The sequence below is a fragment of the Paenibacillus sp. FSL E2-0178 genome (assembly GCF_038593005.1).
Lineage (GTDB): Bacteria > Bacillota > Bacilli > Paenibacillales > Paenibacillaceae > Paenibacillus_AQ > Paenibacillus_AQ phytohabitans.
The window spans coordinates 5,247,228-5,269,994 of the sequence record NZ_CP151953.1; the positions used below are offsets into that span (position 1 = coordinate 5,247,228).

Annotated in this window: 19 protein-coding genes; all 19 read left to right on the plus strand. The window is 50.5% G+C overall.

Annotation, left to right across the window (positions count from 1 at the left end):
• Positions 1-26 precede the first annotated feature (26 nt).
• Positions 27-896 carry an ATP synthase F1 subunit gamma gene (gene atpG / locus MHI42_RS22845; RefSeq protein WP_039309316.1) on the plus strand — a complete coding sequence of 290 codons (870 nt, stop codon included), beginning with the start codon at positions 27-29 and terminating at the stop codon, positions 894-896.
• Between the two features lie 124 nt (positions 897-1,020).
• Entirely contained in the window at positions 1,021-2,418 is a 1,398-nt protein-coding gene (gene atpD, locus MHI42_RS22850) for a F0F1 ATP synthase subunit beta (protein ID WP_039309318.1), read from the plus strand.
• A gap of 57 nt (positions 2,419-2,475) precedes the next feature.
• Positions 2,476-2,892 (plus strand): F0F1 ATP synthase subunit epsilon, encoded by a 417-nt coding sequence (locus MHI42_RS22855; protein WP_039309326.1) that lies wholly within the window; start codon positions 2,476-2,478, stop codon positions 2,890-2,892.
• Positions 2,893-3,086: 194 nt separating this feature from the next.
• A complete protein-coding gene (locus tag MHI42_RS22860; RefSeq protein WP_039309319.1) occupies positions 3,087-3,344 on the plus strand; it encodes a DUF1146 family protein in 258 nt (85 codons plus the stop codon).
• Between the two features lie 198 nt (positions 3,345-3,542).
• Positions 3,543-4,925, plus strand: coding sequence for a UDP-N-acetylglucosamine 1-carboxyvinyltransferase (gene murA, locus MHI42_RS22865; RefSeq protein WP_171717174.1), 1,383 nt, complete (start codon positions 3,543-3,545; stop codon positions 4,923-4,925).
• A gap of 159 nt (positions 4,926-5,084) precedes the next feature.
• Positions 5,085-6,245 (plus strand): stage II sporulation protein D, encoded by a 1,161-nt coding sequence (gene spoIID / locus MHI42_RS22870; RefSeq protein WP_342420746.1) that lies wholly within the window; start codon positions 5,085-5,087, stop codon positions 6,243-6,245.
• Between the two features lie 61 nt (positions 6,246-6,306).
• Positions 6,307-7,047, plus strand: a complete 741-nt coding sequence (locus MHI42_RS22875) for a M23 family metallopeptidase (protein ID WP_342420747.1) — start codon at positions 6,307-6,309, stop codon at positions 7,045-7,047.
• A gap of 226 nt (positions 7,048-7,273) precedes the next feature.
• Positions 7,274-7,561: a sporulation transcriptional regulator SpoIIID gene (spoIIID, locus tag MHI42_RS22880; protein ID WP_019915029.1), complete on the plus strand. Its 288-nt coding sequence runs from the start codon at positions 7,274-7,276 to the stop codon at positions 7,559-7,561.
• A 128-nt stretch (positions 7,562-7,689) separates the two neighbouring features.
• A complete protein-coding gene (locus MHI42_RS22885; protein ID WP_042140244.1) occupies positions 7,690-8,688 on the plus strand; it encodes a rod shape-determining protein in 999 nt (332 codons plus the stop codon).
• 46 nt (positions 8,689-8,734) lie between these two features.
• Positions 8,735-9,613, plus strand: a complete 879-nt coding sequence (locus tag MHI42_RS22890; protein WP_039303734.1) for a flagellar hook-basal body protein — start codon at positions 8,735-8,737, stop codon at positions 9,611-9,613.
• A 67-nt stretch (positions 9,614-9,680) separates the two neighbouring features.
• Positions 9,681-10,502: a flagellar hook-basal body protein gene (locus tag MHI42_RS22895; RefSeq protein WP_042140242.1), complete on the plus strand. Its 822-nt coding sequence runs from the start codon at positions 9,681-9,683 to the stop codon at positions 10,500-10,502.
• A 9-nt stretch (positions 10,503-10,511) separates the two neighbouring features.
• Positions 10,512-10,745 carry a DNA-directed RNA polymerase subunit beta gene (locus tag MHI42_RS22900; protein ID WP_042140241.1) on the plus strand — a complete coding sequence of 78 codons (234 nt, stop codon included), beginning with the start codon at positions 10,512-10,514 and terminating at the stop codon, positions 10,743-10,745.
• A gap of 305 nt (positions 10,746-11,050) precedes the next feature.
• Positions 11,051-11,473 (plus strand): 3-hydroxyacyl-ACP dehydratase FabZ, encoded by a 423-nt coding sequence (gene fabZ, locus MHI42_RS22905; RefSeq protein ID WP_039303787.1) that lies wholly within the window; start codon positions 11,051-11,053, stop codon positions 11,471-11,473.
• A 47-nt stretch (positions 11,474-11,520) separates the two neighbouring features.
• Positions 11,521-13,239 carry a phospho-sugar mutase gene (locus MHI42_RS22910; protein WP_342420748.1) on the plus strand — a complete coding sequence of 573 codons (1,719 nt, stop codon included), beginning with the start codon at positions 11,521-11,523 and terminating at the stop codon, positions 13,237-13,239.
• Positions 13,240-13,386: 147 nt separating this feature from the next.
• Positions 13,387-15,426 carry a DUF5693 family protein gene (locus MHI42_RS22915; protein ID WP_342420749.1) on the plus strand — a complete coding sequence of 680 codons (2,040 nt, stop codon included), beginning with the start codon at positions 13,387-13,389 and terminating at the stop codon, positions 15,424-15,426.
• Positions 15,399-16,574, plus strand: a complete 1,176-nt coding sequence (gene csaB / locus MHI42_RS22920; protein ID WP_342424788.1) for a polysaccharide pyruvyl transferase CsaB — start codon at positions 15,399-15,401, stop codon at positions 16,572-16,574. The genes MHI42_RS22915 and csaB overlap by 28 nt, the downstream gene beginning before the upstream one ends.
• Before the next feature lie 7 nt (positions 16,575-16,581).
• On the plus strand, positions 16,582-17,340 hold the full coding sequence (locus MHI42_RS22925; protein WP_342420750.1) for a WecB/TagA/CpsF family glycosyltransferase: 759 nt from the start codon (positions 16,582-16,584) through the stop codon (positions 17,338-17,340).
• Between the two features lie 113 nt (positions 17,341-17,453).
• A complete protein-coding gene (locus MHI42_RS22930) occupies positions 17,454-18,581 on the plus strand; it encodes an MraY family glycosyltransferase (RefSeq protein ID WP_342420751.1) in 1,128 nt (375 codons plus the stop codon).
• Between the two features lie 161 nt (positions 18,582-18,742).
• Positions 18,743-22,615 carry an S-layer homology domain-containing protein gene (locus MHI42_RS22935; protein ID WP_342420752.1) on the plus strand — a complete coding sequence of 1,291 codons (3,873 nt, stop codon included), beginning with the start codon at positions 18,743-18,745 and terminating at the stop codon, positions 22,613-22,615.
• The last annotated feature ends 152 nt before the right edge of the window (positions 22,616-22,767 follow it).

Sequence of the window (22,767 nt, forward strand, 5' to 3'; positions counted from 1 at the left end):
CGCCAAAGCTCTAAGGTGGTGAAATCATGGCAAGAAGCATGCGCGATATTAAACGTCAAATTAAGAGCGTTCAGAACACCAGACAGATCACCAAAGCGATGGAGATGGTCGCCGCCTCCAAGCTGCGCAAAGCGCAGGAGAAAGCGGAAGCTGCGCGTCCTTACTCAGAGAAGCTTAAAGAGGTGGTCTCGAGTATTGCTGCCGGTACGCAGGATGTTCAGCATCCGATGCTGGTCAGCCGGCCTGTCAAAAAAACAGGGTATTTGATCATCACCTCAGATAGAGGTCTTGCGGGTGGCTACAATGCCAACATTCTGCGTAAAGTAACGATGCTGATCGCAGAGCGGCATAAGTCCAAGGATGAGTATGCGCTGTTTGTTATCGGCCGCAAGGGCCGTGACTTTTTGCGCCGCCGTGAGTACCCCATTGTAGAGGAAATCACCGAGCTGTCCGATACCCCGAAGTTTGCTGACATCAAGTCGATTGCTTATTCGGCGGTAAACCAGTTTGAGACAGGCGTCTACGATGAGCTGTACATTTGCTACAACCAGTTTATCAATGCGATCAGCCAGGTTCCGACTGTAGACAGACTTCTGCCTATGGATGGTGTAGGAAAAGGCGAGCATCACGGAGCGACAGCTGCCTATGAATACGAACCTTCTCCTGAAGGCGTGCTGGAAGTTCTGCTTCCTAAATACGCCGAAACTTTAATCTACGGTGCTCTTCTGAACGGCAAGGCCAGTGAGCTGGGAGCTAAGATGACAGCTATGGGCAGTGCAACGAAGAACGCGTCAAAAATGATCGGAGAACTAAGACTTACGTACAACCGCGCCCGTCAGGCGGCAATTACGCAGGAAATTACCGAGATCGTGGCTGGTGCGAACGCGCAGTCTTAATATGAGTGGGTCCATGCCTCCGGGCTTGGCCCTGCCTTGTATTTATCCGCAGAAACGGATGATGCCTGTAAAGGGTAATGGACCGTTTCTACATATGTAACAGCTTTCGAGGAGGGAAATGAAGATGAACAAAGGACGCGTTGTGAGCATTATGGGTCCGGTTGTCGATATTGAATTTGAACGCGGCCAGCTGCCCGAGATATTCAACGCTATCAAAATTGTTGGGACTCTGAGCGATGGCCGTAACATGGATCTGACTCTTGAAGTTTCCAATCATCTTGGAGATAACCTGGTGCGTTGTATCGCCATGTCTTCCACAGATGGACTGGTACGCGGTATTGATGCCATTGACCAGGGAGGACCGATCTCGGTTCCTGTTGGTGAAGCAACACTCGGCCGCGTATTTAACGTGCTTGGTAATCCAATCGATAACGGTGCTGAAGTGGTAGCTGCAAGAAACCCGATTCACCGTCTGGCTCCTACATTCGATGAATTGTCCACTCAGGCAGAAGTTCTGGAAACCGGCATTAAGGTTATCGACTTGCTTGCCCCTTACGCCAAGGGCGGTAAGATCGGCCTGTTCGGCGGTGCCGGCGTAGGTAAAACTGTAACCATCCAGGAACTGATCAACAACATCGCACAGGAACACGGCGGTATCTCCGTATTCGCAGGTGTTGGCGAGCGTACCCGTGAAGGTAATGACCTGTATCATGAAATGACGGATTCCGGCGTTATCAAGAAAACGGCGATGGTATTCGGACAAATGAATGAGCCGCCGGGCGCGCGTCTGCGCGTAGCTCTGACCGGTCTGACCATGGCGGAATATTTCCGTGATGTTGAAGGCCGCGATACGCTGCTCTTTATCGATAATATATTCCGCTTCACCCAAGCGGGTTCCGAAGTATCGGCCCTTCTCGGCCGTATGCCTTCTGCGGTAGGTTACCAGCCTACACTGGCTACAGAAATGGGTCAGCTGCAGGAACGTATTACGTCCACTAAGAAAGGTTCTGTTACTTCAATCCAGGCGATCTACGTGCCTGCGGATGACTATACAGACCCTGCACCGGCTACTGCGTTTGCCCACTTGGATGCGACTACCAACCTTGAGCGTAAAATCTCCGAAAAAGGGATTTTCCCTGCGGTTGACCCTCTGGCTTCAAGCTCGCGTATGCTGGCACCTGAAATCGTCGGAGAAGAGCATTATAACGTGGCACAAGGCGTTAAGCAGCTGCTGCAGCGTTATACTGAGCTTCAGGATATCATTGCAATCCTGGGTATGGATGAGCTGAGTGAAGAGGATAAGGTCATTGTGTCCCGCGCCCGTAAGGTTGAGCGCTTCCTGTCCCAGCCTTTCCATGTAGCTGAACAGTTCACAGGCTTCAAAGGCAAATACGTGCCGATCAAAGAAACAGTACGCAGCTTCAAAGAAATCCTGGAAGGCAAGCATGACGATCTTCCGGAAGTGGCGTTCCTGTTCGTAGGTACGATTGAAGAAGCAGTGGAAAAAGCCAAAACGTTGTAATCTCGGCATGAGCCGGGTAGTGAGCTTTATTCTGTAAAGCTTTGAGGAGGAATGGAAGTGAATACCTTTTTGCTCGAAATTGTCACTCCGGAGCATCTGGTCTACTCCAAGCAAGTGAATAGCTTGACGGTACGTGGCGTGAATGGTGCACTGGGCATTTTGCCGGGACATATTCCGCTGGTAACTCCGCTTCAGGTTGCTCCGCTTAGCGTCAAAGCAGACGGCGTAACGGTGTCTATCGCCGTTCATGGCGGTTTCGTTGAAGTGCACAAAGATAAGGTAACGGTGCTGGCTGAAAGTGCTGAGCTGCCCAAAGATATTGATGTGGAGCGCGCTGAAGCGGCTAAGGAACGGGCTGAGCGCCGTCTTAAGCTGCAAAGCAAGCAAGATGAAATTGATCACCGCCGTGCTGAGCTGGCCTTGCAGCGCGCTGTAACGCGGATCAAAGTTTCGACCGGAAAAGGACAACAGTAGCAGAGAAGCGGTCAAGCCCAGGGCTTGACTGCTTTTTTGCTTAACTGAATCTAGCAGAGTATGAACATATCGTAAACACTTAGGCAGATAATACGCCAATTGTTTAAAAATTCGTAAAAGTACTGGATTCTTTTCCCCTGCGCAAGTATGATATAAGAGTCGATTTCCGAGTAACCTTACACGGGGGGCTAATGATGAACACAAGCTTATCCGCTGAATTGTCAAGTGCGATCGGCAGCAGCAGTTTAATTTCGATGGTAGTTTCTCTAGTCTGTGTCGCATTATCCTGGTGGGCACTTCAGAACCTAAAGCTCGATCTGGTCATAAGATATCCCAAGAGTCCTCAGGGCAGGTTGCTGCATTTGCTGCTGGCCATTGTCCTCGGCCATTTCGTGGCCGGATTTCTGCTGGATTATCTGGGCTGGAGCGGACTTATCGCCCGGATGTTTTAATGACGGTTGGTTTGGTTATATCTGTCATAGGCCAATGCAGTGAAAAAAGTGTCGAATAATAAGGTTTTATTATGTCAACACTGAAGTTTAAGGAATGCGTCTGCACATTAGGCGCAGTGACGGAATATTCAATATTTTAACTGACGAATTTCAAACTCAAATTAATTTCAGAAATAATGGACGCGGAGGGAAACCGAAATGAGCAAATTTATCGTCCGCGGTGGCAACAGATTGACCGGGAGCGTGAAAGTTAGCGGCGCAAAAAATTCCGTACTACCGATCATAGCCGCCTCTCTATTGGCAGAAGAAGGAGTTAGCGTCATTGTGGACGCACCTCCGCTAGACGATGTAATCACGATTAGCAAAGTGCTGGAATCTCTGGGTGCAGGTATTACATACCAGAACGATATCATTGAGGTTGATGCCACAAATATTACTTCCTGCGAAGCGCCTTATGAATGGGTGCGCAAAATGCGGGCTTCTTTCCTGGTAATGGGTCCACTTTTGTCCCGTATGGGGCATACACGTATTTCCTTGCCTGGCGGTTGTGCCATCGGGACTCGGCCGATTGACCAGCATTTGAAGGGGTTTGAAGCACTGGGTGCCGAGATCAGTCTGGGCCAGGGCTACATTGATGCGAAAAGTAACGGAAGGCTGCGCGGAGCCAAGATTTATCTGGATGTGGCCAGCGTAGGTGCAACCGAAAATATAATGATGGCTGCGGCACTTGCCGAAGGCATTACTGTAATCGAGAATGCCGCGAAAGAGCCGGAGATTGTTGATCTTGCGAACTACCTGAACGGCATGGGCGGTATTGTGCGCGGTGCAGGCACCGGAGTGATCCGGATCGAAGGTGTTGAACGTATGCATGGGGTAAGACATCATGTCATTCCGGACCGTATTGAGGCTGGAACCTATATGGCAGCTGCAGCGATTACGGGCGGCGATGTATATGTGGAAGGCGCTATTGCTGATCATCTGGGCCCGGTTATTGCCAAGATGGAAGAGATGGGCGTTACGGTTATTCCAGACGAGAACGGTGTCCGTGTCATCAGCGACAAGCCGCTGAAGGCTGTGGATCTCAAGACGTTGCCTTACCCTGGGTTCCCTACCGATATGCAGTCGCAGATGATGGCATTATTGCTGCGTTCCGAAGGTACCTCTGTAGTTACAGAGACTGTTTTTGAGAACCGGTTCATGCATGTGGATGAATTCCATAACATGAATGCTGAGATTAAGATTGAAGGCCGTTCCGCCATCGTTACCGGTAATGCCCGTCTTGTCGGTGCCAAGGTATGTGCTACGGATCTGCGTGCAGGCGCTGCGCTTATTTTGGCGGGCCTGGTGGCTGAAGGCACTACAGAGGTTAGCGGAACTCATCATATTGACCGTGGTTATGTGCATCTGGCCGAGAAGCTGTCGGGTCTTGGTGCGGACATATGGCGTATTTCCATGGAAGAATCAGCGGCTGCAACTGCAGCTGTGAAGGAAGAAGTACTTAAGCCGGAACCGGCAAGAAGTGAATCCTTCAAGAGCGATGAGGTCAAACCGCGCTTTCAGATTCAGCCGTCCTGGGTATAATAGCAAATTTTAATCTAAAGGGACCAGCCCGCGAATAAGCGGCTGGTCCCTTTTTGCTGCGCTCCCGGGCAACTCTCTTTCTCTCAGAATCACGTTCTAGCAGGTGCCGGAAATTCATATCTATAAGAATCACCGGTGCTTATGGAAGGAGCCATAGAGATGAAAGAGTTAAGATTGCTGCGGCGCATCCTGAAGCGCCCGCGCAGTGTAGCGCGTGCGCGGCGCGGGGCGCCCCGGATCAGGCGGCTGGCCCCCGCCGCCTGGCTCGCAGCGCCGCTGCTGGCGGCGCTGCTGCTGCCGCTGGCTGTTGTCCCGCTGCGCGGAGGCGGACAACAGCCAGCACCTCCGGCCGTACCGCAGGCCACGGCCGCGCCGGCACCGCCGGGAACGGCTGCTGCGGAAGCGCCGCAGCCGGAGGTCTCCGTCTATTTGTCGCAGAGCGGACAAATCGAGACCCTGCCGCTGGAGGAATACGTCAGCGGCGTGCTGGCGGCGGAGATGCCGGCGGACTTTGAGCTCGAAGCGCTCAAGGCCCAGGCCGTTGCCGCCCGCACATTCATTGCCCGCCGCCTGCTGGCCGGCGACCACAGCGGGGTGCCCGTTCCTGAAGCGGCTGTGAGCGATACGGTAAGCCATCAGGCTTACATCTCGCAGGCCGTGCTGGAACGGGACTTTGCGTCCGGCAGCAAGCGCGCCGGACTGGCGAAGCTCCGCCGCGCGGTCCTGGAGACGCGCGGGATCATCATGACCTATAAAGGGCAGCCGATTACGGCATCCTTTTTTGCCTCCAGCGGAGGGTATACGGAGAACTCCGAGGATTACTGGAATGCTGAGGTTCCCTATTTGCGCAGTGTAGCCAGCCCCTGGGAGCGGGAGATTACCCCGAACCTCGCGGTCACCTATACCTTCAGCAATTCGGAGCTCCGCAGCAAGCTGGGGCTTACGGCCAGGGAGCTTCCCGCTGCGGCGAATCTGGCGGCCTCAGGCAAGGCCTTGCAAGTCTCTTCATCTTCGGCCGGACTGCCCGCAGAAGTGATCTCGCTGACTGCAGGACACCGGATCAAGAAGATCTCTATCGGAGGGACTGTGTTCACAGGCCGGGAGGTAAGAGAGAAGCTGGGACTTCGTTCGAGCCAGTTCACCTGGAAGCGGAAGGACGGGAAGGTGCTGATCACAACCTATGGAAACGGCCATGGTGTCGGCATGAGCCAATGGGGGGCGAACGGTATGGCGAAGCAGGGAAGTACAGCCACGCAGATTCTCAAACACTATTACAGCGGGGTCTCTTTTACGGGAATCTCAACTCTTCTGAAAAAATAACTTGCAAGATACGTATAAAAGCGAAGCGCCCGGTAACACTGGTTACTGAGGTGATAACCATATGAATGAACAAGACAAAAACAAAACAAACCATGATGAATCTCTCAAAAACAAGCAGGGAGATTCAGGCGCTAAGCCTTCTTCATGGACCAGACTGTTATCCAAACGGTGGGTATTCCCGGCAGTCTACACGGCAGCAGCGGCAATTATACTAACCTTGGTGTGGGTCTATCAGGATGCCGGCCAGAAGCCGCTGAATCCGGACACCGCCGCGGTCGTTTCACAGGAAGGTGTTGCCGGGAATGAAACCGGAGCCCTGACCGGTGATCCGGAAGCCCTGGAAGTCGTAGCTTCAGCAGAAAGCCTGGCTTGGCCGGTAGCGAGCCCAAGTGAAGTCGAAGTGGTCAAACCGTACTATGATGAAAACGGCACAGAAGAAAATCATGTGGCGGCGATGGTGCAGTACAATAACACCTTTATTACCAACACCGGGATCGATATTGCCCGCGAGGACAACAAGACGTTTGACGTTAAGGCAGCTCTCAGCGGTGAAGTCACCAGGGTCGAAGATGTGGCAGTACTCGGTAAAGTGATCGAGGTTACATCTCCGGGTGATCTGAAGACAGTTTACCAGAGTCTCAGCGATACCAAAGTCAAGCAGGGCGATGAAGTGAAGCAGGGCGATACGCTGGCAACAGCGGGACAGAACGAATTGGAGAAAGGTCTCGGCAACCATGTGCACTTTGAAGTGCACGAGGACGGCAAGATTGTGAATCCTTCGGATCTGCTTCCACAGCGCTGAGCCGAAATTTCCGCAGGGGGCGAAAGCCTCCTGTTTTTTTATTTTTCTACCCGAAATGGACGGCGGGGCAGGTTCTATCTAGAGAATGGAACTGCAAACGGCACATAAATAGGTTGTCCGAGAAATAAAATGGGCCTTCCGGAGCTTGTCATGTCTTGAAAGCGCGAATATATAGGCCCGCCCCTCATATAATGTACCAAACTATCCACAGTTGGGAGGCGGGAGCGTGCACGATTACATCAAGGAACGTACGATCAAAATCGGACGCTGCATCGTGGAAACCAGGCACACGGTCCGGACCATAGCCAAGGAATTTGGCGTTTCAAAAAGCACAGTGCATAAAGATTTAACCGAACGGCTGCCGGAAATCAATCCGGATCTGGCCGATCAGGTGAAGCACATTCTCGAATATCACAAATCAATCCGTCATCTTCGGGGGGGAGAAGCCACAAAAATCAAATATAAGAAAACAACAGGCAAAAAGCGTGAGGTAGCCGTAGCATCAAAGCCATAAGATTTTCGGAATTTTAAGTAATAATTCAGCTTTACTACATTGTGTACACCCCCTAAAGTATGGTATTTTTAAATTTGGTACTATCTAACTATTCTCATTTAAAATAACACTTTGGGGGCTCTTTCATTATGCTTAGCAAGGATATCGGAATCGATCTCGGCACGGCCAATGTGCTCATTCATGTCAAGGGAAGGGGAGTCGTTCTGGATGAACCTTCCGTGGTCACACTTGAAAGTGATACGAAGAGAGTCCTTGCGGTTGGTGAACAGGCACGCCGGATGGTTGGGCGCACACCTGGAAACATAACTACAATTCGTCCGCTCCGTGATGGAGTCATTGCCGATTTTGCGATTACAGAAATGATGCTGAAATATTTTATCGACCGCGTCGGGGGCCGGACCTGGTATTCAAGGCCCCGTATTTTGATTTGCGCGCCTACGAATATTACGTCCGTCGAACAGAAGTCAATCCGTGAAGCAGCGGAACGCAGCGGAGCCAAGGAAGTTTTCATGGAAGAAGAACCCAAAGCTGCGGCAATCGGAGCAGGGATGGATATTTATCAGCCAAGCGGAAATATGGTCGTCGATATTGGCGGGGGAACAACGGATGTAGCCGTATTGTCCATGGGCGACGTTGTTACCGCCTCTTCGATTAAGGTCGCAGGGGACAAGTTCGACGAGGCCATTTTAAGATATATCAAACAGAAATATAAACTCCTGATCGGTGAACGTACAGCTGAGGATATCAAGGTTACTATCGGGTCCGTCCGCCCGGGCGGCATGAAGGCTGAGCTGGATATACGCGGACGTGACATGGTAAGCGGACTTCCCCAGACACTGACCATAACATCCGGTGAGGTGAAGGAAGCGCTGTGGGATCCGGTTTCCGCTATTGTGGCTGCGGCCAAGTCGGTGCTGGAGCGTACACCGCCGGAGCTGTCGGCAGATATTATTGACCGCGGAGTCGTGTTGACCGGCGGCGGTGCACTCCTTAACGGATTGGACGAGCTGCTCTCTGAACAGCTGCATGTTCCGGTCTGGGTTGCCGAAGATCCGATGCACTGTGTTGTTAAGGGGACGGGAATTATGCTTGACCATTTGGACAAGGTTGTTAAGAAAAAGTTCTAGTCTGCCGATAATAAGTTAACAGCAGATTCAGGAAGGGACTGACCTCATGCTAAGAGGATTATATACGGCGGCTGCAGGAATGGTAACGCAGCAGCGCAGACATGATACAGCGACACAGAACATTGCCAATTTGAATACTACGGGGTACAAGCAGGTCGACAGCGTCAGTCATGCATTTCCCGATGTGCTGATCTCGGCGATGAGCGGTGGCGTTACGAAGCCTGTCGGCCGGCTTAACACAGGGGTTTTTGCCGAACAGTCTGTTTCCCAGTATTTGCAGGGTGACCTTATCGAAAGCGGCAAAAACGCAGATTTCGCGCTGTCCACCGATTTGCAGGTAGAGGACCCGGATAATGCGGGCGCTTATCTTGCTTTTGACGGCTCAGGCAAATACATTAGTCCTGACGGCGAGGTAACTTACCGTCCGCAGGCCTTCTTTACAGTACAGGATAATGAAGGTAACAATTTATATACACGAAACGGAAGTTTTACGGTAGGACCTACTGGAGAGGTGCTTAGCTCCGGGGGATTCAGCGTATTGGACAGTAACGGTAATCCGCTGAGATTGACAGGCCCTGAGGATAGCCTTAAAGTGGACGGGCAGGGTAACTTGATTAACAATGCGACCGGACTGCCTTCAGGAACCCGGATCGGGATCAGTGTAATTACTAGGCCGCAGGAGCTGGTACGTGACGGGAACGGCGTTTTTCATGCCGATGATGCGGAGGCCGCTGAAATCCGTTACTCTAATGCAACCGATAATTTGCAGGTGCGTCAAGGGTATCTCGAGAACTCTAATGTGGATGCCACTCAGGTAACGGTGGATATGAATGCCGCCTACCGGGCTTATGAAGCGAATCAGAAGGTAATCCAGTTTTATGACAGCAGCCTGCAGAAGGCTGTTAATGATGTCGGCAGAGTATAGACTGCAGGTGCACTGATGAAGTGAACCGGTTTCTTCTTAGTTATTAAGCTTTTGGGAGGTTAGATCTGTGAACAACTCGACAATCGGTGCCGCTGTGTCTATGTCCAGCCTGCAGCAGCGGCTGGATATCATAGCGGATAACATTGCCAATATGAACACAAACGGCTATAAGAGCAAAGAAGGCTCTTTCGAGGACGTGCTCACACGTGTGCAGCAGCAATCCAAGGACTATGACCAGCCTGGCCGCAGTATGCCTCTGGGCTTCAATATCGGCTTTGGGGTCCGTGTGCCTTCGGTTACAAGCAACTGGGAAGAGGGAACTCTCCAGGAAACGGGGAATCCAACGGATTTGGCGCTTCAGGGTAATGGATTGTTCGGAGTTCAGGTCAACGGAGCGACTGCGTATACCCGTCAAGGTGATTTCCATTTCATCCCGGATACCGCGAATCCTGACAATATGATGCTTGTAGATAATACCGGTAACCCTGTGCTGAACACAGACGGGAATCCGCTCACAGTGCCAGCCAATGTGAGTGCTGCTATTGACGAGAGCGGCCGGGTACTTACCAAGACCGGTGAGAATGATCCTGCTATTATAGCGGGCACACTTATGATTGTAGAGCCGCTGAGCAAGAATGCTCTGCAAGCTGTGGACGGCAACTTCTATACGCTTGCCGATGGTGTGACTGCACAGCAGGCGTTTGTGCAAAGAGCCGCAGGTGAAGCGAAGGATGTGGGCGTACGTACCGGATATCTGGAGTCATCCAACGTGGATCTAAGTAAGGAAATGACCGAGATGATGCAGATTCAGCGCACCTATCAGCTTGCTGCCCGGGCGTTGTCCTCCAGTGACCAGATGCTGGGCCTGGCTAATAACATGCGCGCGTGAGGTGACGGAATGAGTCGTGAGAAGGTCAACAAACCGGAAGAAGAACAACAGCAGCAGCCGGTAAGGCGGCGCGGGATTTCGGCATGGACCATTATCCAGTGGTTCCTGATTCCCCTGCTGCTTGTTGCCGCGCTTGGAGGCGGCCTGGTCGTCGGTTACGTGATTCTCGGCAAAAAAGAATTTAGCGATGTGCTCCTGTGGAGCACCTGGAAGCATGTATATGATTTGGTGTTTGCACCATAAATAATTCCTGAATACAGGATTTCGGAAGCTCCCTTGTTGTACAGGGGAGTTTTCTTTTTTATACTGAAAAATGTATAATGATGGCGTGCCCTAAGAGCGCCAAAAAGGGCCCTCTCCGCCATGCTGCCGCGTGCGGTGGAGAAAGCCCCTTATCTCAACCTCCACTGCTGCAGGTGGTGAAGGATAGTTATAGTTTTTGCCGAAGCTGCCCATATTTATGCAGGGCGGTGAAGAATAAAACAAAAGCGCTGCTGTAGGCGGAGGTTTTATAGACGCGGTTACATCCGAAGGGAGCTTTGCTGATCATGCTGGATATCAATCAAATTCAAGAAATCATACCCCACCGGCCCCCATTTCTGCTGGTGGACAAAATCACTGAAATAGAAATGGGCAAACGGGCTGTCGGCATCAAAAATGTGACGGTGAATGAACCGTTTTTCACCGGACATTTTCCGGGATATCCGGTAATGCCGGGTGTGCTAATCACGGAAGCGCTGGCTCAGGTGGGCGCAGTAGCTATTCTGGGGCTGGAAGCAAACCGTGGTAAAATCGGCTTCCTGGCCGGCCTCGACGGCTTCCGTTTCCGCGGCCAGGTCGTACCTGGCGATACCCTTGTGCTTGAGGTGGAGATTACCCGGCTCAAAGGCAGCATCGGCAAAGGCCAAGCTACCGCTAAAGTGGAAGGCAAGATTGTAGCTTCCGGGGAAATTATGTTCGCACTCAGCTAGTTCCTGTTATAAAATTATAAATTATAGATGGAGAAGGAGAGATTCACATGACTGGATTAAGCCCAAAGGCCGCAGAAACCTTAACACGCTGGCTGCAGGACCCTTCCGTTGACGAGAGCACCAAGGCAGAGCTGAAGGCTCTTGCGGATGAGCCGAAGGAACTGGAAGAACGTTTCTATAGAGACCTTGAATTCGGGACAGGCGGTTTGCGCGGAGTGATCGGCGCCGGCAGCAACCGGATTAACCGATATACCGTAGGCAGAGCGACACAGGGCTTCGCTAATTATATTCTGGGACAGCATACAGGAGAAGGACGTCCTTCCGTGGTCATTGCCCACGATTCCCGCCGCTTTTCGCCGGAATTCACGCTGGAAGCTGCACTTGTGCTGGCCGGCAACGGAATTGAGACGCATCTGTTCCCTTCCTTGCGATCCACACCGCAGCTGTCCTTTGCAGTCCGCCATCTGAAGGCCTCAGGAGGCATTGTAATTACTGCAAGTCATAATCCGCCTGAGTACAACGGGTACAAAGTGTATAACGCAGAGGGCGGACAGCTGGTGCCTGACGAAGCGGAGAAGGTAATTGCTAATATTTTGGAAGTGGACTCCTTTAACGGCGTAAAGCGTATTTCCCGTGAAGCCGCAGAGAGTGCAGGCTTGCTGCACTGGCTGGGTGAAGCTGAGGATGAAGCGTTTACGGATACAGTAGCCGCAGTCAGTGTCGGCCGTGAAGAGATTGCTTCTACGCTAGGCCGTGATTTCTCGATTGTCTACACACCGCTGCATGGGACAGGCAATCTTCCGGTCCGCCGTGTACTTGAGAAGATCGGTTTCACCCAGGTACATGTGGTGCCCGAGCAGGAACAGCCGGATTCAGAATTCTCCACGGTGAAATCGCCGAACCCGGAAGAGCGTGAAGCCTTCACCTTGGCTATGAAGCTGGGTGAAGAACTGAATGCTGATCTGTTAATTGGTACGGACCCCGATGCAGACCGTATGGGCGCAGTTGTGCGGGACAATGAAGGCAAGTTTGTGGTCTTGTCCGGTAATCAGTCGGGCGCCCTCATGATTCATTATTATTTGAGCCGCCTGCAGGAGCAGGGCAAGCTGCCAAGCAATGGTGCAGTAGTTAAAACTATTGTGACCAGTGAGATGGGAGCGGCTGTAGCCAGCCATTACGGCGCTACCGTGTTCAACACGCTGACAGGATTCAAATATATCGGCGAGAAGATGAACCAATTCGAGCAGTCCGGCGAATACACTTTTCTTTTCGGATATGAAGAGAGCTATGGTTACCTGGCCGGCAACTACGCCCGTGACAAGGATGCTGTCCTGGCTGCGATGCTGATCGCTGAAGCGGGGGCTTATTACAAAGCCCAGGGTAAGACGCTGTACGATGTGCTTCAGGAGCTGTATGCACAATTCGGCTACTTCCTCGAAAGTCTCGAATCGCGCACCCTTAAAGGTAAAGACGGTGTAGCACAGATTCAGGGAATCATGAATGACTGGCGCACCAGCCCGCCGCATGAAATTGCCGGAGCCTCAGTTACAGAGGTGCTCGACTATTCACTCGGCCTGAACGGTCTGCCTAAGGAGAATGTGCTGAAATATCTGCTCTCTGACGGCTCATGGTTCTGCCTGCGTCCTTCCGGCACCGAGCCGAAGATCAAGGTTTATTTTGCCGTCGTTGGCGAATCGCTTCAGAATTCCAAAGACAAAGTGGATGAATTGACTAATCAGGTTATGGCCCGTGTAGACGGGAAATAATACTAAATATAGAACATGCCTGCGGAAACGGAGCTGCTCCTGGTATAGGGACATCCGTTTCCGCTTAAATTTGACCACTGCAAGAGTGTTTGAGCTTATTATGACAGAATGGCACTTAGCTTTAAAGTGAAAGAGGAGGTACTTTTGGTGCAACAGAAATGGCAACGCTGGAATATAGCTTCGCGCAAATGGTTGTGGATTATCGTGGTGATTGGCCTGCTTGCTGCTCTCCCGGTTGTGTATGACCGTCTTCAGACGGAGAAGTCTTCCAAAACGGTTGAATTTGTCTTTGATTACCGCGATCTGGTCGAAGTAGCCAGCTACCGGGGGAATCCGCAGGATTATATCTCCGAGCAGCTCGACCGGCTGAAGTCTGCCGGTGTTCAGAGTATGGCAATATACGAAAGCACTTTGGAGGATTTCCGCAAGGCCCGGCGCCTGATGCTGTGGGGAGCGGCTGATATCGCTAATCTGACCGATACTGTAATTCCTGAGAATGAGAACTATACATATGTCCTCTTCACCAGTGCGAAGAACAGTGGAACGCTCTCACCGATCATCCGGGAGGCATTTGCCGGCTTGGATATTGCAACAGAAGATTGGACCTACCGCGGACAACAGGGCCTGATTATCAAAACTCCCCTGGAGAATGCAACGCTCAAGCCGCTGCAGCCGGATCCGACTACACTGGAGATGCTGCATGAGAAAGGCTTCAATATTGTGCCGCGCCTTGTAGATTCGCTGGCGTATAATCAGGAAGCCGTTAAGAGTCTGCTGGACCGTTACGCGGAGCTTGGCGTCAAACGTCTGCTTTTCGAAGGCGAGTCTGTTAAAGGCTACTCCGATGATGCCGATCTGGCCAGTATCACAGCATTCGCTGATCTGCTGAAGGAACGCGGGATGGGGATTGCAGCCATTGAGAATATTAAGGTACAGCAAAAAGGCTTCTCCAAACTGGCCTATCTGCTGGACTATAACGTGACGCGGCTGTACTCGCTCAGTGAGGCTGATTCCGGCCTGTCCACAGAAGTGATTGCCGACCGCTTTGCACTTGCTACGAAAGACCGTAACATCCGGATGATCTATCTTAATACGATTCCGTCACGGGATACATCCAAGGCACAGGTTACCGATACGCTCGACAATCTGGTTACCAGCCTAAGCGGGCCTGATGGTGCGGTTGCAAAAATTGAAGCTAACGGTTTTGAAATGGGACAAGCTACTGCGTTTGATGTGGTGGATTCCTCTTTCCAGCGTTATTTCAAATTAATTGCTGTAATCGGGGCTGTAGCCATGGTTGCCCTCCTGGTTTCCTACTTTGTTCCTTGGCTTACACTGCCTGCATGGGTGCTGGGGCTGCTGGGCAGTGCAGGACTCATGGTCCTGAAGCCTGCGTTATTTGAACAGGCACTTGCACTTGCAGTGGCTATAAGTGCGCCTACCGTGGCTATGGTGCTGGCTATCCGCAAGATTAATGAAATGGGACCGCCGTTGCGTCCCAATGCCTTGACCTTTGCTGTGATGGGCCCGCGCCGCAGGCTGACACATAGTCTGGTTCTTTACGTCAAAACAGCGCTGATCTCGTTTAGTGCAGTACCCTTTGTAATTGCGCTCTTGAATAATGTCACCTATGCCCTGGTGCTCAATCAGTTCCGCGGCGTAAGTCTGCTGCATTTAGCACCAATTGGGCTCACAGCGCTGTATGTGCTTTTGTACCGTGGGGAGTTTGCCTTCAACAAGACCGGCAAGCTGCTGCGGACGCCGATCACGCTTGCAATGGTAATTGCAGCCGGTGTACTGGGTATTCTGGGGATGTACTATTTAAGCCGTACAGGCAACAGCGGCAGTGTAAGCTCGCTCGAGATGTCGTTCCGCACCTTCCTGGAGAATACTGTCGGAGTAAGACCGCGTAACAAAGAGTTCCTGCTGGCACATCCGCTCTTTATCCTTGGCGCTTTCATGGCCTATAAATACCGGAATGCTGCTTTTATTATGATTATTGCGGTTATCGGCCAGTTGTCCATGGTAGATACCTTTGCCCATATTCATTCGCCGGTTCTGATCTCGCTGGTCCGCGGACTTCTGGGTCTGGGACTCGGTCTTATCATCGGCATTATCGCTATAGGGGTATGGCAGATCGCGGAAGGGTGTTGGAAACGATGGTCGCCGCTGCTCAAAAAATTATAATCTCGGGTTATTACGGATTCCGCAACAGCGGAGACGAGGCGGTTCTGCAGTCCATTCTGAACGCACTCCGTAAGCAGTCCGAGGCTGCTGGAATAACGCTGACGCCCGTGGTGCTCTCCATTGATCCGGAATGGACAACCGCTGCTTACGGCGTCGAATCCGTGCACCGGATGAAGCTGGGGGAAGTCCGGAAGACAATATCAGAGAGTGCCGGGCTGATAAGCGGCGGGGGCAGTCTGCTGCAGGATGTAACAAGCAGCAAGACTATTCCGTACTATCTGGCCATCATTAAGCTGGCCCAGTGGATGGGCAAGCCAACCTTTATCTATGCCCAAGGGATAGGCCCGGTGAACCGCAAGCTGTTTCATCCGCTGATCAAATCAATTTTCCGTAAATGTGCTTATGTATCCGTACGGGACGAGCAGTCCCGCCTGCTGCTGCAGTCTATGGGTCTGGATAAGGGCACGATAGATGTCGTCCCTGACCCGGTTATGGGCCTTACGCTACCGGAGGATATACGTACAGAAACGCATGAGCCGAGTAGCGGCAATGCGTATGTCCATGATTCAGATATCTCTAATCTGCAGACAGAGCTTTATACCGTGGGCATCTCCGTACGTTTCTGGGAGCAGTCGCGCAAAGAGCTGGATGCATTGGCTGAAGGTCTGGTGAAGGTATCAGCAGAGCTGCCGCTTCACTTACGTTTTCTGCCCTTTCATCATTCTGCGGACAATGAGGCTTCACGTTATGTCATGCAGAAGCTGGGACAAGGTGTAGAGGAGCATGGGGGAACCGTCAGTATTTGCGAGGATGCGCTCCATCCGCAGCAGATGCTGCGTGAAGTAGGACAGTGTCAGGCGCTGATTGGCATGCGGCTCCACAGCCTGATCTATGCTGCCGGAAGACGGGTTCCGCTGATGGGGGTCTCCTATGATCCGAAGATCGACCATTTCCTTGAACGGATCGGTTGCCGGCCGGTAGGTTCGACAGCTGCGCTGGAAGGTGATATGGTTGCAGCGGGACTTCTGGAGCTGCTGAAATCGGGAGAGGCATGGAAGCGTGAGCGTGAACCGCTGATTGCTTCACTGGTTGAAGAAGCTGAGGCTCCGGCCCGGCAAGTTGCCCAATATTTCCGCCGTAAAGGATGAGTGACAAGTGAAAGCAGATAGCGCGATACCAACAGTGCCAATTTTCGGCATTCGAGTATCCAAAGTTGATATGAAGACAACGGTTTCTTATTTGACGGAGGCGGTTCATAATCGTGTTCCCCACCAGGTCATTACCGCTAACCCGATCATGGTCATGGCGGCCCTTGAGAATCCGTCGTATATGGAGATTATGAAATCAGCAGAGCTTGTAGTTCCCGACGGGACTGGTGTAGTGTGGGCAGCGGATTACTGCAAAGAGCCAGTCGCTGAGCGTGTAGCGGGTTTTGATCTTTTACATGAATTATTGCGCCAGGGTGAAAGCTACAACTGGAGAGTATATTTGCTGGGCTCAACCCCCGAGGTGATTCGCGAGACGACTTCTAGGTTACAAACTGGATATCCCGGCATTGTCATCGCAGGTTATCATGACGGGTTCTTTGGTCCGGATGAGGATGAGCAGATAATCGCCGGAATTCTCGAAACTAAGCCTGACCTGCTTTTCGTTGCCAGAGGGGCAGACAGCCAGGAGCCATGGATTGCTAAATATAAGTCCCGGCTCCAGATTCCGGTCATGATGGGCGTCGGCGGGAGCTTCGATGTAATCTCCGGCAAAAGCCGCCGTGCCCCCAAAGCCTTCCAGAAATTGAGGGCAGAATGGTTATACCGGCTGATTAAGGAACCTACACGTTACAAAAGAATGCTTGCGCTGCCGAAATTCGCAGTAAAAGTGGTACGAGAGAAAGATAAAGTGACAAAAGACCAGTAATTTGAGGATATTTACTGAAAAAATCCGTGTAACAGCCTAAAAACGGTATTGGAATTTGTTTTTGGTTCAGCGTATAATTCAATGCGGTAGAGAAATGGGGGTCGACTGAACAAATGTTAATCATATACATCGCCGGATTTATTGTGTGCATGGGACTTGCACTGCTTTTGACGCCGCTCGTTAAGAAATTTGCTATTAAGATCGGTGCGACAGATGTGCCTAATGCCCGTAAAGTGCATACGAAGATCATGCCCCGCCTTGGCGGACTCGGCATATTTCTGGCGTTTGTGTTAGGCCTGCTTGCCGTATTACCGATTATTCCGTATGACTTCACTCCGCGGGAGGCTAACTTCATCAAAGCGCTGCTCTGTGGCGGCGGTCTGATTGTGCTGATCGGCGGTCTCGATGACCGGTTCGAGCTATCAGCCAAGGTGAAGCTGCTGGGCCAAATTGCCGCAGCCTGCATCGTCGTTTTCGGGTTTGGAATTACTGTTGATTTCGTAAACATTCCTTTTCATAATAGCTATTCTTCACTGGAGAGCTGGATTGCCATCCCTCTTACAATCTTCTGGATTGTCGGCGTCACGAATGCCGTGAATCTGATCGACGGACTGGACGGGCTTGCAGCCGGTGTATCCGGTATCGCGATTGCCACCATTGCTGTAATGGCCTTCCTGATGGGCAATACCATGGTTGCTCTGCTGTGCTTACTGCTTCTGGGCAGTATACTCGGTTTTCTGTTCTTTAACTTTCATCCCGCCAAAATCTTCATGGGTGATACAGGCTCGCTGTTCCTGGGCTTCTGCCTGGCGCTGCTCGCGCTGCTCGGATTCAAGCAGATTGCGGTGGTGTCGTTTATCACACCACTCCTGATTATCGGGGTTCCTTTATCGGATACATTCTTTGCCATCGTACGGCGCAAGCTGCAGAAGAAGCCAATCTTTGCACCGGACAAAGGCCATCTTCATCACTGCCTGCGTGAACTTGGCTTCAGCCACCGCCAGACCGTATTGATTATTTATGGCATCGCCGCCTTCTTCGGAATTCTGGCTGTCATCCAGACATCCGCTTCGCTGTATGAAGCCAACTGGGTTACGTTCGTGGTAATCTGCATTATGCTCTTCTTCCTGCAGATTGGTGCAGAGATCACTGGTGTGATCAGCAAAACCAAACGCCCGGTCATTGACTTAATCCTAAGAATGCGCATGAAGCTGGATCCTGAGCGCAGTTCTAAATCTTAGACTATAATTGACACGCATTTATTGATTTTTCCTTAAGTTAGCAAAACTCATCCTTTTTGGGATGAGTTTTTTGCTGTATTCCCTAAGAATATACCTTCTACTAACCGATAAAGTACAAAGTGAGGCTTATCAGAACATAAACTCAAAGGAGAGATATACACATGTTACGCTTTAAGAGACCATTCGTTTGGCTGCTGCTGGCGGCACTGATCGTTTCTATGTTTCCAGGCAGCTATAATTCGAAGGTGTCCGCGGACTCTACGCTGTTCTTCAGTCCGGACGATGCTACTCTGCGTCAGACGGTATCTCTGGACCCCAATGCAACCGGCAATTCCACATCTACTAATGGTGTAATTGACCGCAGCAAAGTTTTGCAGACAAGCAATGCCAATCTGGTTGTTACCGGTTCTTATTCGCAGGTTACCGGTTCTACGATGAGAGTGGTTGTGGAACAGCTAACACAGAATCCGGACTCAAAGAAGTGGGAAACAGATGTTAACCGCCAGACCTCAGGCGTTGTTACCACAGATACCAGTAGTCCAGATAACCGGTTTGTTACAAGCGGAATCACATTATTTAACGGATATAACAAGATTACATTCTCAGGACTGCAGGGTAACTTGACGCGCTCCGTGTCTTTTTATGTCCTGTACACTAATATTCCATATGTAACCTCACTCAAGGTACTTGGAGGCCCTTCTGCACTTGACCTGAATGAAGGAACTAAGGTTGTAGTGCCGTCCTCTTCCATAACATTGCAAGGAAAGGCTGCCAATGCAACCAAAGTAAGTATTTCACTTGATGGGGGGACACCGCTGCAAACGTCTTTGTTGGAAGACGGAACCTTCTTCACTCCTGCTCTGACACTTATGCCGGGTGAAAGGAAGCTGCAAATCGTTGTCCGCAATGCCTCCGACAGTATCACACTTGAGCGGATAGTATATTATTTTGATAAATCACAGCCTTTTGCCAAGTTGAATATTATTCATGCTACACAGACAGAAAGCCTTCTTAATGATAGTAATCCAACTTTGACAACTGCAGATGTGACAACAGCTAATCTCTCAGGTGAAATTCTTGTTCCTTACGGCAAAAATCCATTTGATGCAACACATGTATCTTTCAAGCTGGACAAGGGGGCAACTGCTACAGAAATTGAACTTCCTGTTACAATTACAAACGCAATTCAGATTCCAGGCGTTGACGGGATTACTCCGGCGTACTGGCTCGCGCAATTCACTACAACAGGAAATAAAGTTCCTGTAAATGTAAATCCAAGCCTCAACAAGATTTCACTCAGCGTGGATTATGATGACTATAGTATGTCCCGTGATTATAAGTTCACTTACCTGCCGAATGAAACAGTTATTCAGGAAATGTACTATTTGAAAGATTACGCCGGCTCGGGCGATATCACCACAAAGCTTCCGCTGAACGGGCAGGAGGTTGAGAAGAATAACTTTTATATTTTGGTCAAATCCAATGTCAGTCCACAAACAGCGAAGCTTATGGTATCTTATCTGCCTTTAAGCAATGTTACTGAGCTTTCACCAATCGTAGGTGCTCCATCAACGCTGCTTAACACTGAGCGGATCTATCATATTACAGATTTCCCTGTCGGTCAGCAGACCGTGCAGTTCCGCTATGGTACTTCTAAGTCTTTCTTTAATGCCGCCGTATCTTATATTTCCAAGAACTATATCTATGTTAACAATTTAAATGATGGTGATACGTATACCGTAGATTCGAAATCAAACCCTAATCTTGTCTTAAAGGGTGAATACTTCGGGTTTGAAAATATTGACAGTGCCCAATTGCAGGTTAATGGTACGGATAGCGAAAGTACTGCTACGGGCTGGACCCCGCTTGGATTTAAAGTCGACAATGATCATCGTACATTTAATCTTCCACTTCCTGTAACCTCAACAGGACCGTTAGTTTACGGGGAGAACAAAATTGTGCTCACCGGGGTTTCGAAGTCGGGCAACAACTCCCGTAAAGTAACGAAGGAATTGCGCATTTATATTCTGGACAAAAACGTATCAGACCTGAAGCAGTTTCATCCAACATTAGGTGGAGATACACGGCCGACTTTCACGAAAACCTCTCATACCAATGAGGATGAGAGCAACAAGATCCTGGCTTATTCTTCTGCCTTTACCTTTAAAGACGAGAAATACGTTACCGGTGAGAATAAATACGATCTTGTTCTGCGGGGTGGCGGAGCCACAATCCTGAATCTGTACAGGGGCTCTGAACTGGTATTCTCATCTGTTACGCAACCTTTGATGCTAACTGATATAGAAGAGGTTATCACGAGAGGATATCCCGAGAATACAGCCAATGCTAAGTTAATCTATGACTATAACGGTACCAGCAGTGACTTCCTGCTACGGCTGCGTGATATTCCGTTCGAGAGCACGTCTGACAGCCATATTTATAACTTGGAGCTGATCAACAACACCGGAGCGCGCACCACACAGCGGCTGGAGATTGCCCGGGAGCAGGTTCCATACCGCATTCTCTCTCCTGTGGCTACAGTTGGCGATCAGATTATTGTGAACAAGAACTTTGTCCGTTTCGATATTGAAGCGGAAGGCGCGACCAAGGTACTAATCGGCAAGGAAGAAGCGATCCGCCGCTCTGATCTTCCAAACCGCTTCACGTTCGACTATGTAGGCCTCAAAGCCGATAAGTCCAATGCAGTTAAAATCCAGATCGTTGGTAAAGATTCAACGCTGAACGAAACTGTGAATGTCTACTACGCCAGTGCAGTGCAGATTGATACACAATACATGGCTGAGAAGGTAGCAACCAAGTATACTGTCTTTAATAATGCATTGTCTCTGACCTTCCCTAAGGGAACGCTCATGAAAGGATATACTAGCGCAGGCGCGGCAAAATATTATCCTGACACCAAGTTGCTGTTCGGTATCGCTGATCCAAGAGATGGTGTTGTTGAGCGCAAGAACGATTACGGCAGCACCATTGACGGGACGAGAGTAACTAATGATATTACTCCTGTTCTCACGATTCCGCAGGAGCTTACCCTGCGATTCACGTCAACAGCAGAAACTAATAATTTCACAAGAGTATCAGATATATACTGGCTCAGCGGGGGCTTAGGCGAAACAGCATCGAGCCCGGCAACGAACGGACTTGCCCCGTATTCTATTGAAGGTAAATTTACGCAGATTGATCTTGCACGCAAAATACTTCCTTCCCAGCGGGGGAAATTAACCCTTTCATTCAGTCCAAGCATAGTGGACGAGGTAGGGACGACAATTACGGTCTTCCGGTACACCGATGCGGGGGCCTGGGAGAATGTCGGGGGCGAAGTGAATAACAAAGCACATACTATTACCGTTAATTTCGATGAATTCGGGTATTATACAGTAATGAAGCTGCGCCGAGGATACCTGGATATCACTAACCATCCTTGGGCACGCAACGTGCTTAACGGATTGTTCTCCAAAGGAATTATGAGCAATCTGCGTGCGGATGCCTTCGGAGCGGATGATACAACGACAAGAGGGGAATTTGCCAGCCTGCTGGTTAAGGGATTGAGCATTCCGTTATCCTATACGGATCAGCAAACCTTCTTCGATGTCGTGCCTGAAGCGAAGACAACAACGTGGAGTTACAATTATATCGAGACAGCAGCGAGAGCAGGAATTATTACCGGTCTTAGTGACGGATTCTTCGGTCCTGACCAGTCGCTGACCCGTGAGCAGGCAGCGGTAATGATCGCCAGAGCCCTTAAGCTGAAAATGTCTGCTAACGATGCCAAATTGTTAACCAGCCTAGGGAAGTCATTCGTTGACTCCGGCAGTATGGACTTCTATTCCAGGCCTGCCATTGAGGCCGTATCGAAAGCGAAGATTATGGAGGGCAATGCAACAACGATTACTGGTCAAGCTAAGCCTGTATATAATTTCAATCCAAAGGGCAAGCTTACAAGAGCAGAAGCCGGTAAAATTGCTGTAGCACTACTGCAGAAGAGCACCAGCATCTTCCCGAAAACCTTCAACTAATGTGACTACTTGAACAGCAGGTCCGCGAAAAACTGTTCGCGGACCTGTTTTATTGTAATTTAATTACATACGGTGCACATTAACTTTTGTAATCTGCACCGATTTACGTTACAATAACTTAGAAAATAATATTTTCTGAAAGGTGAAAGCCA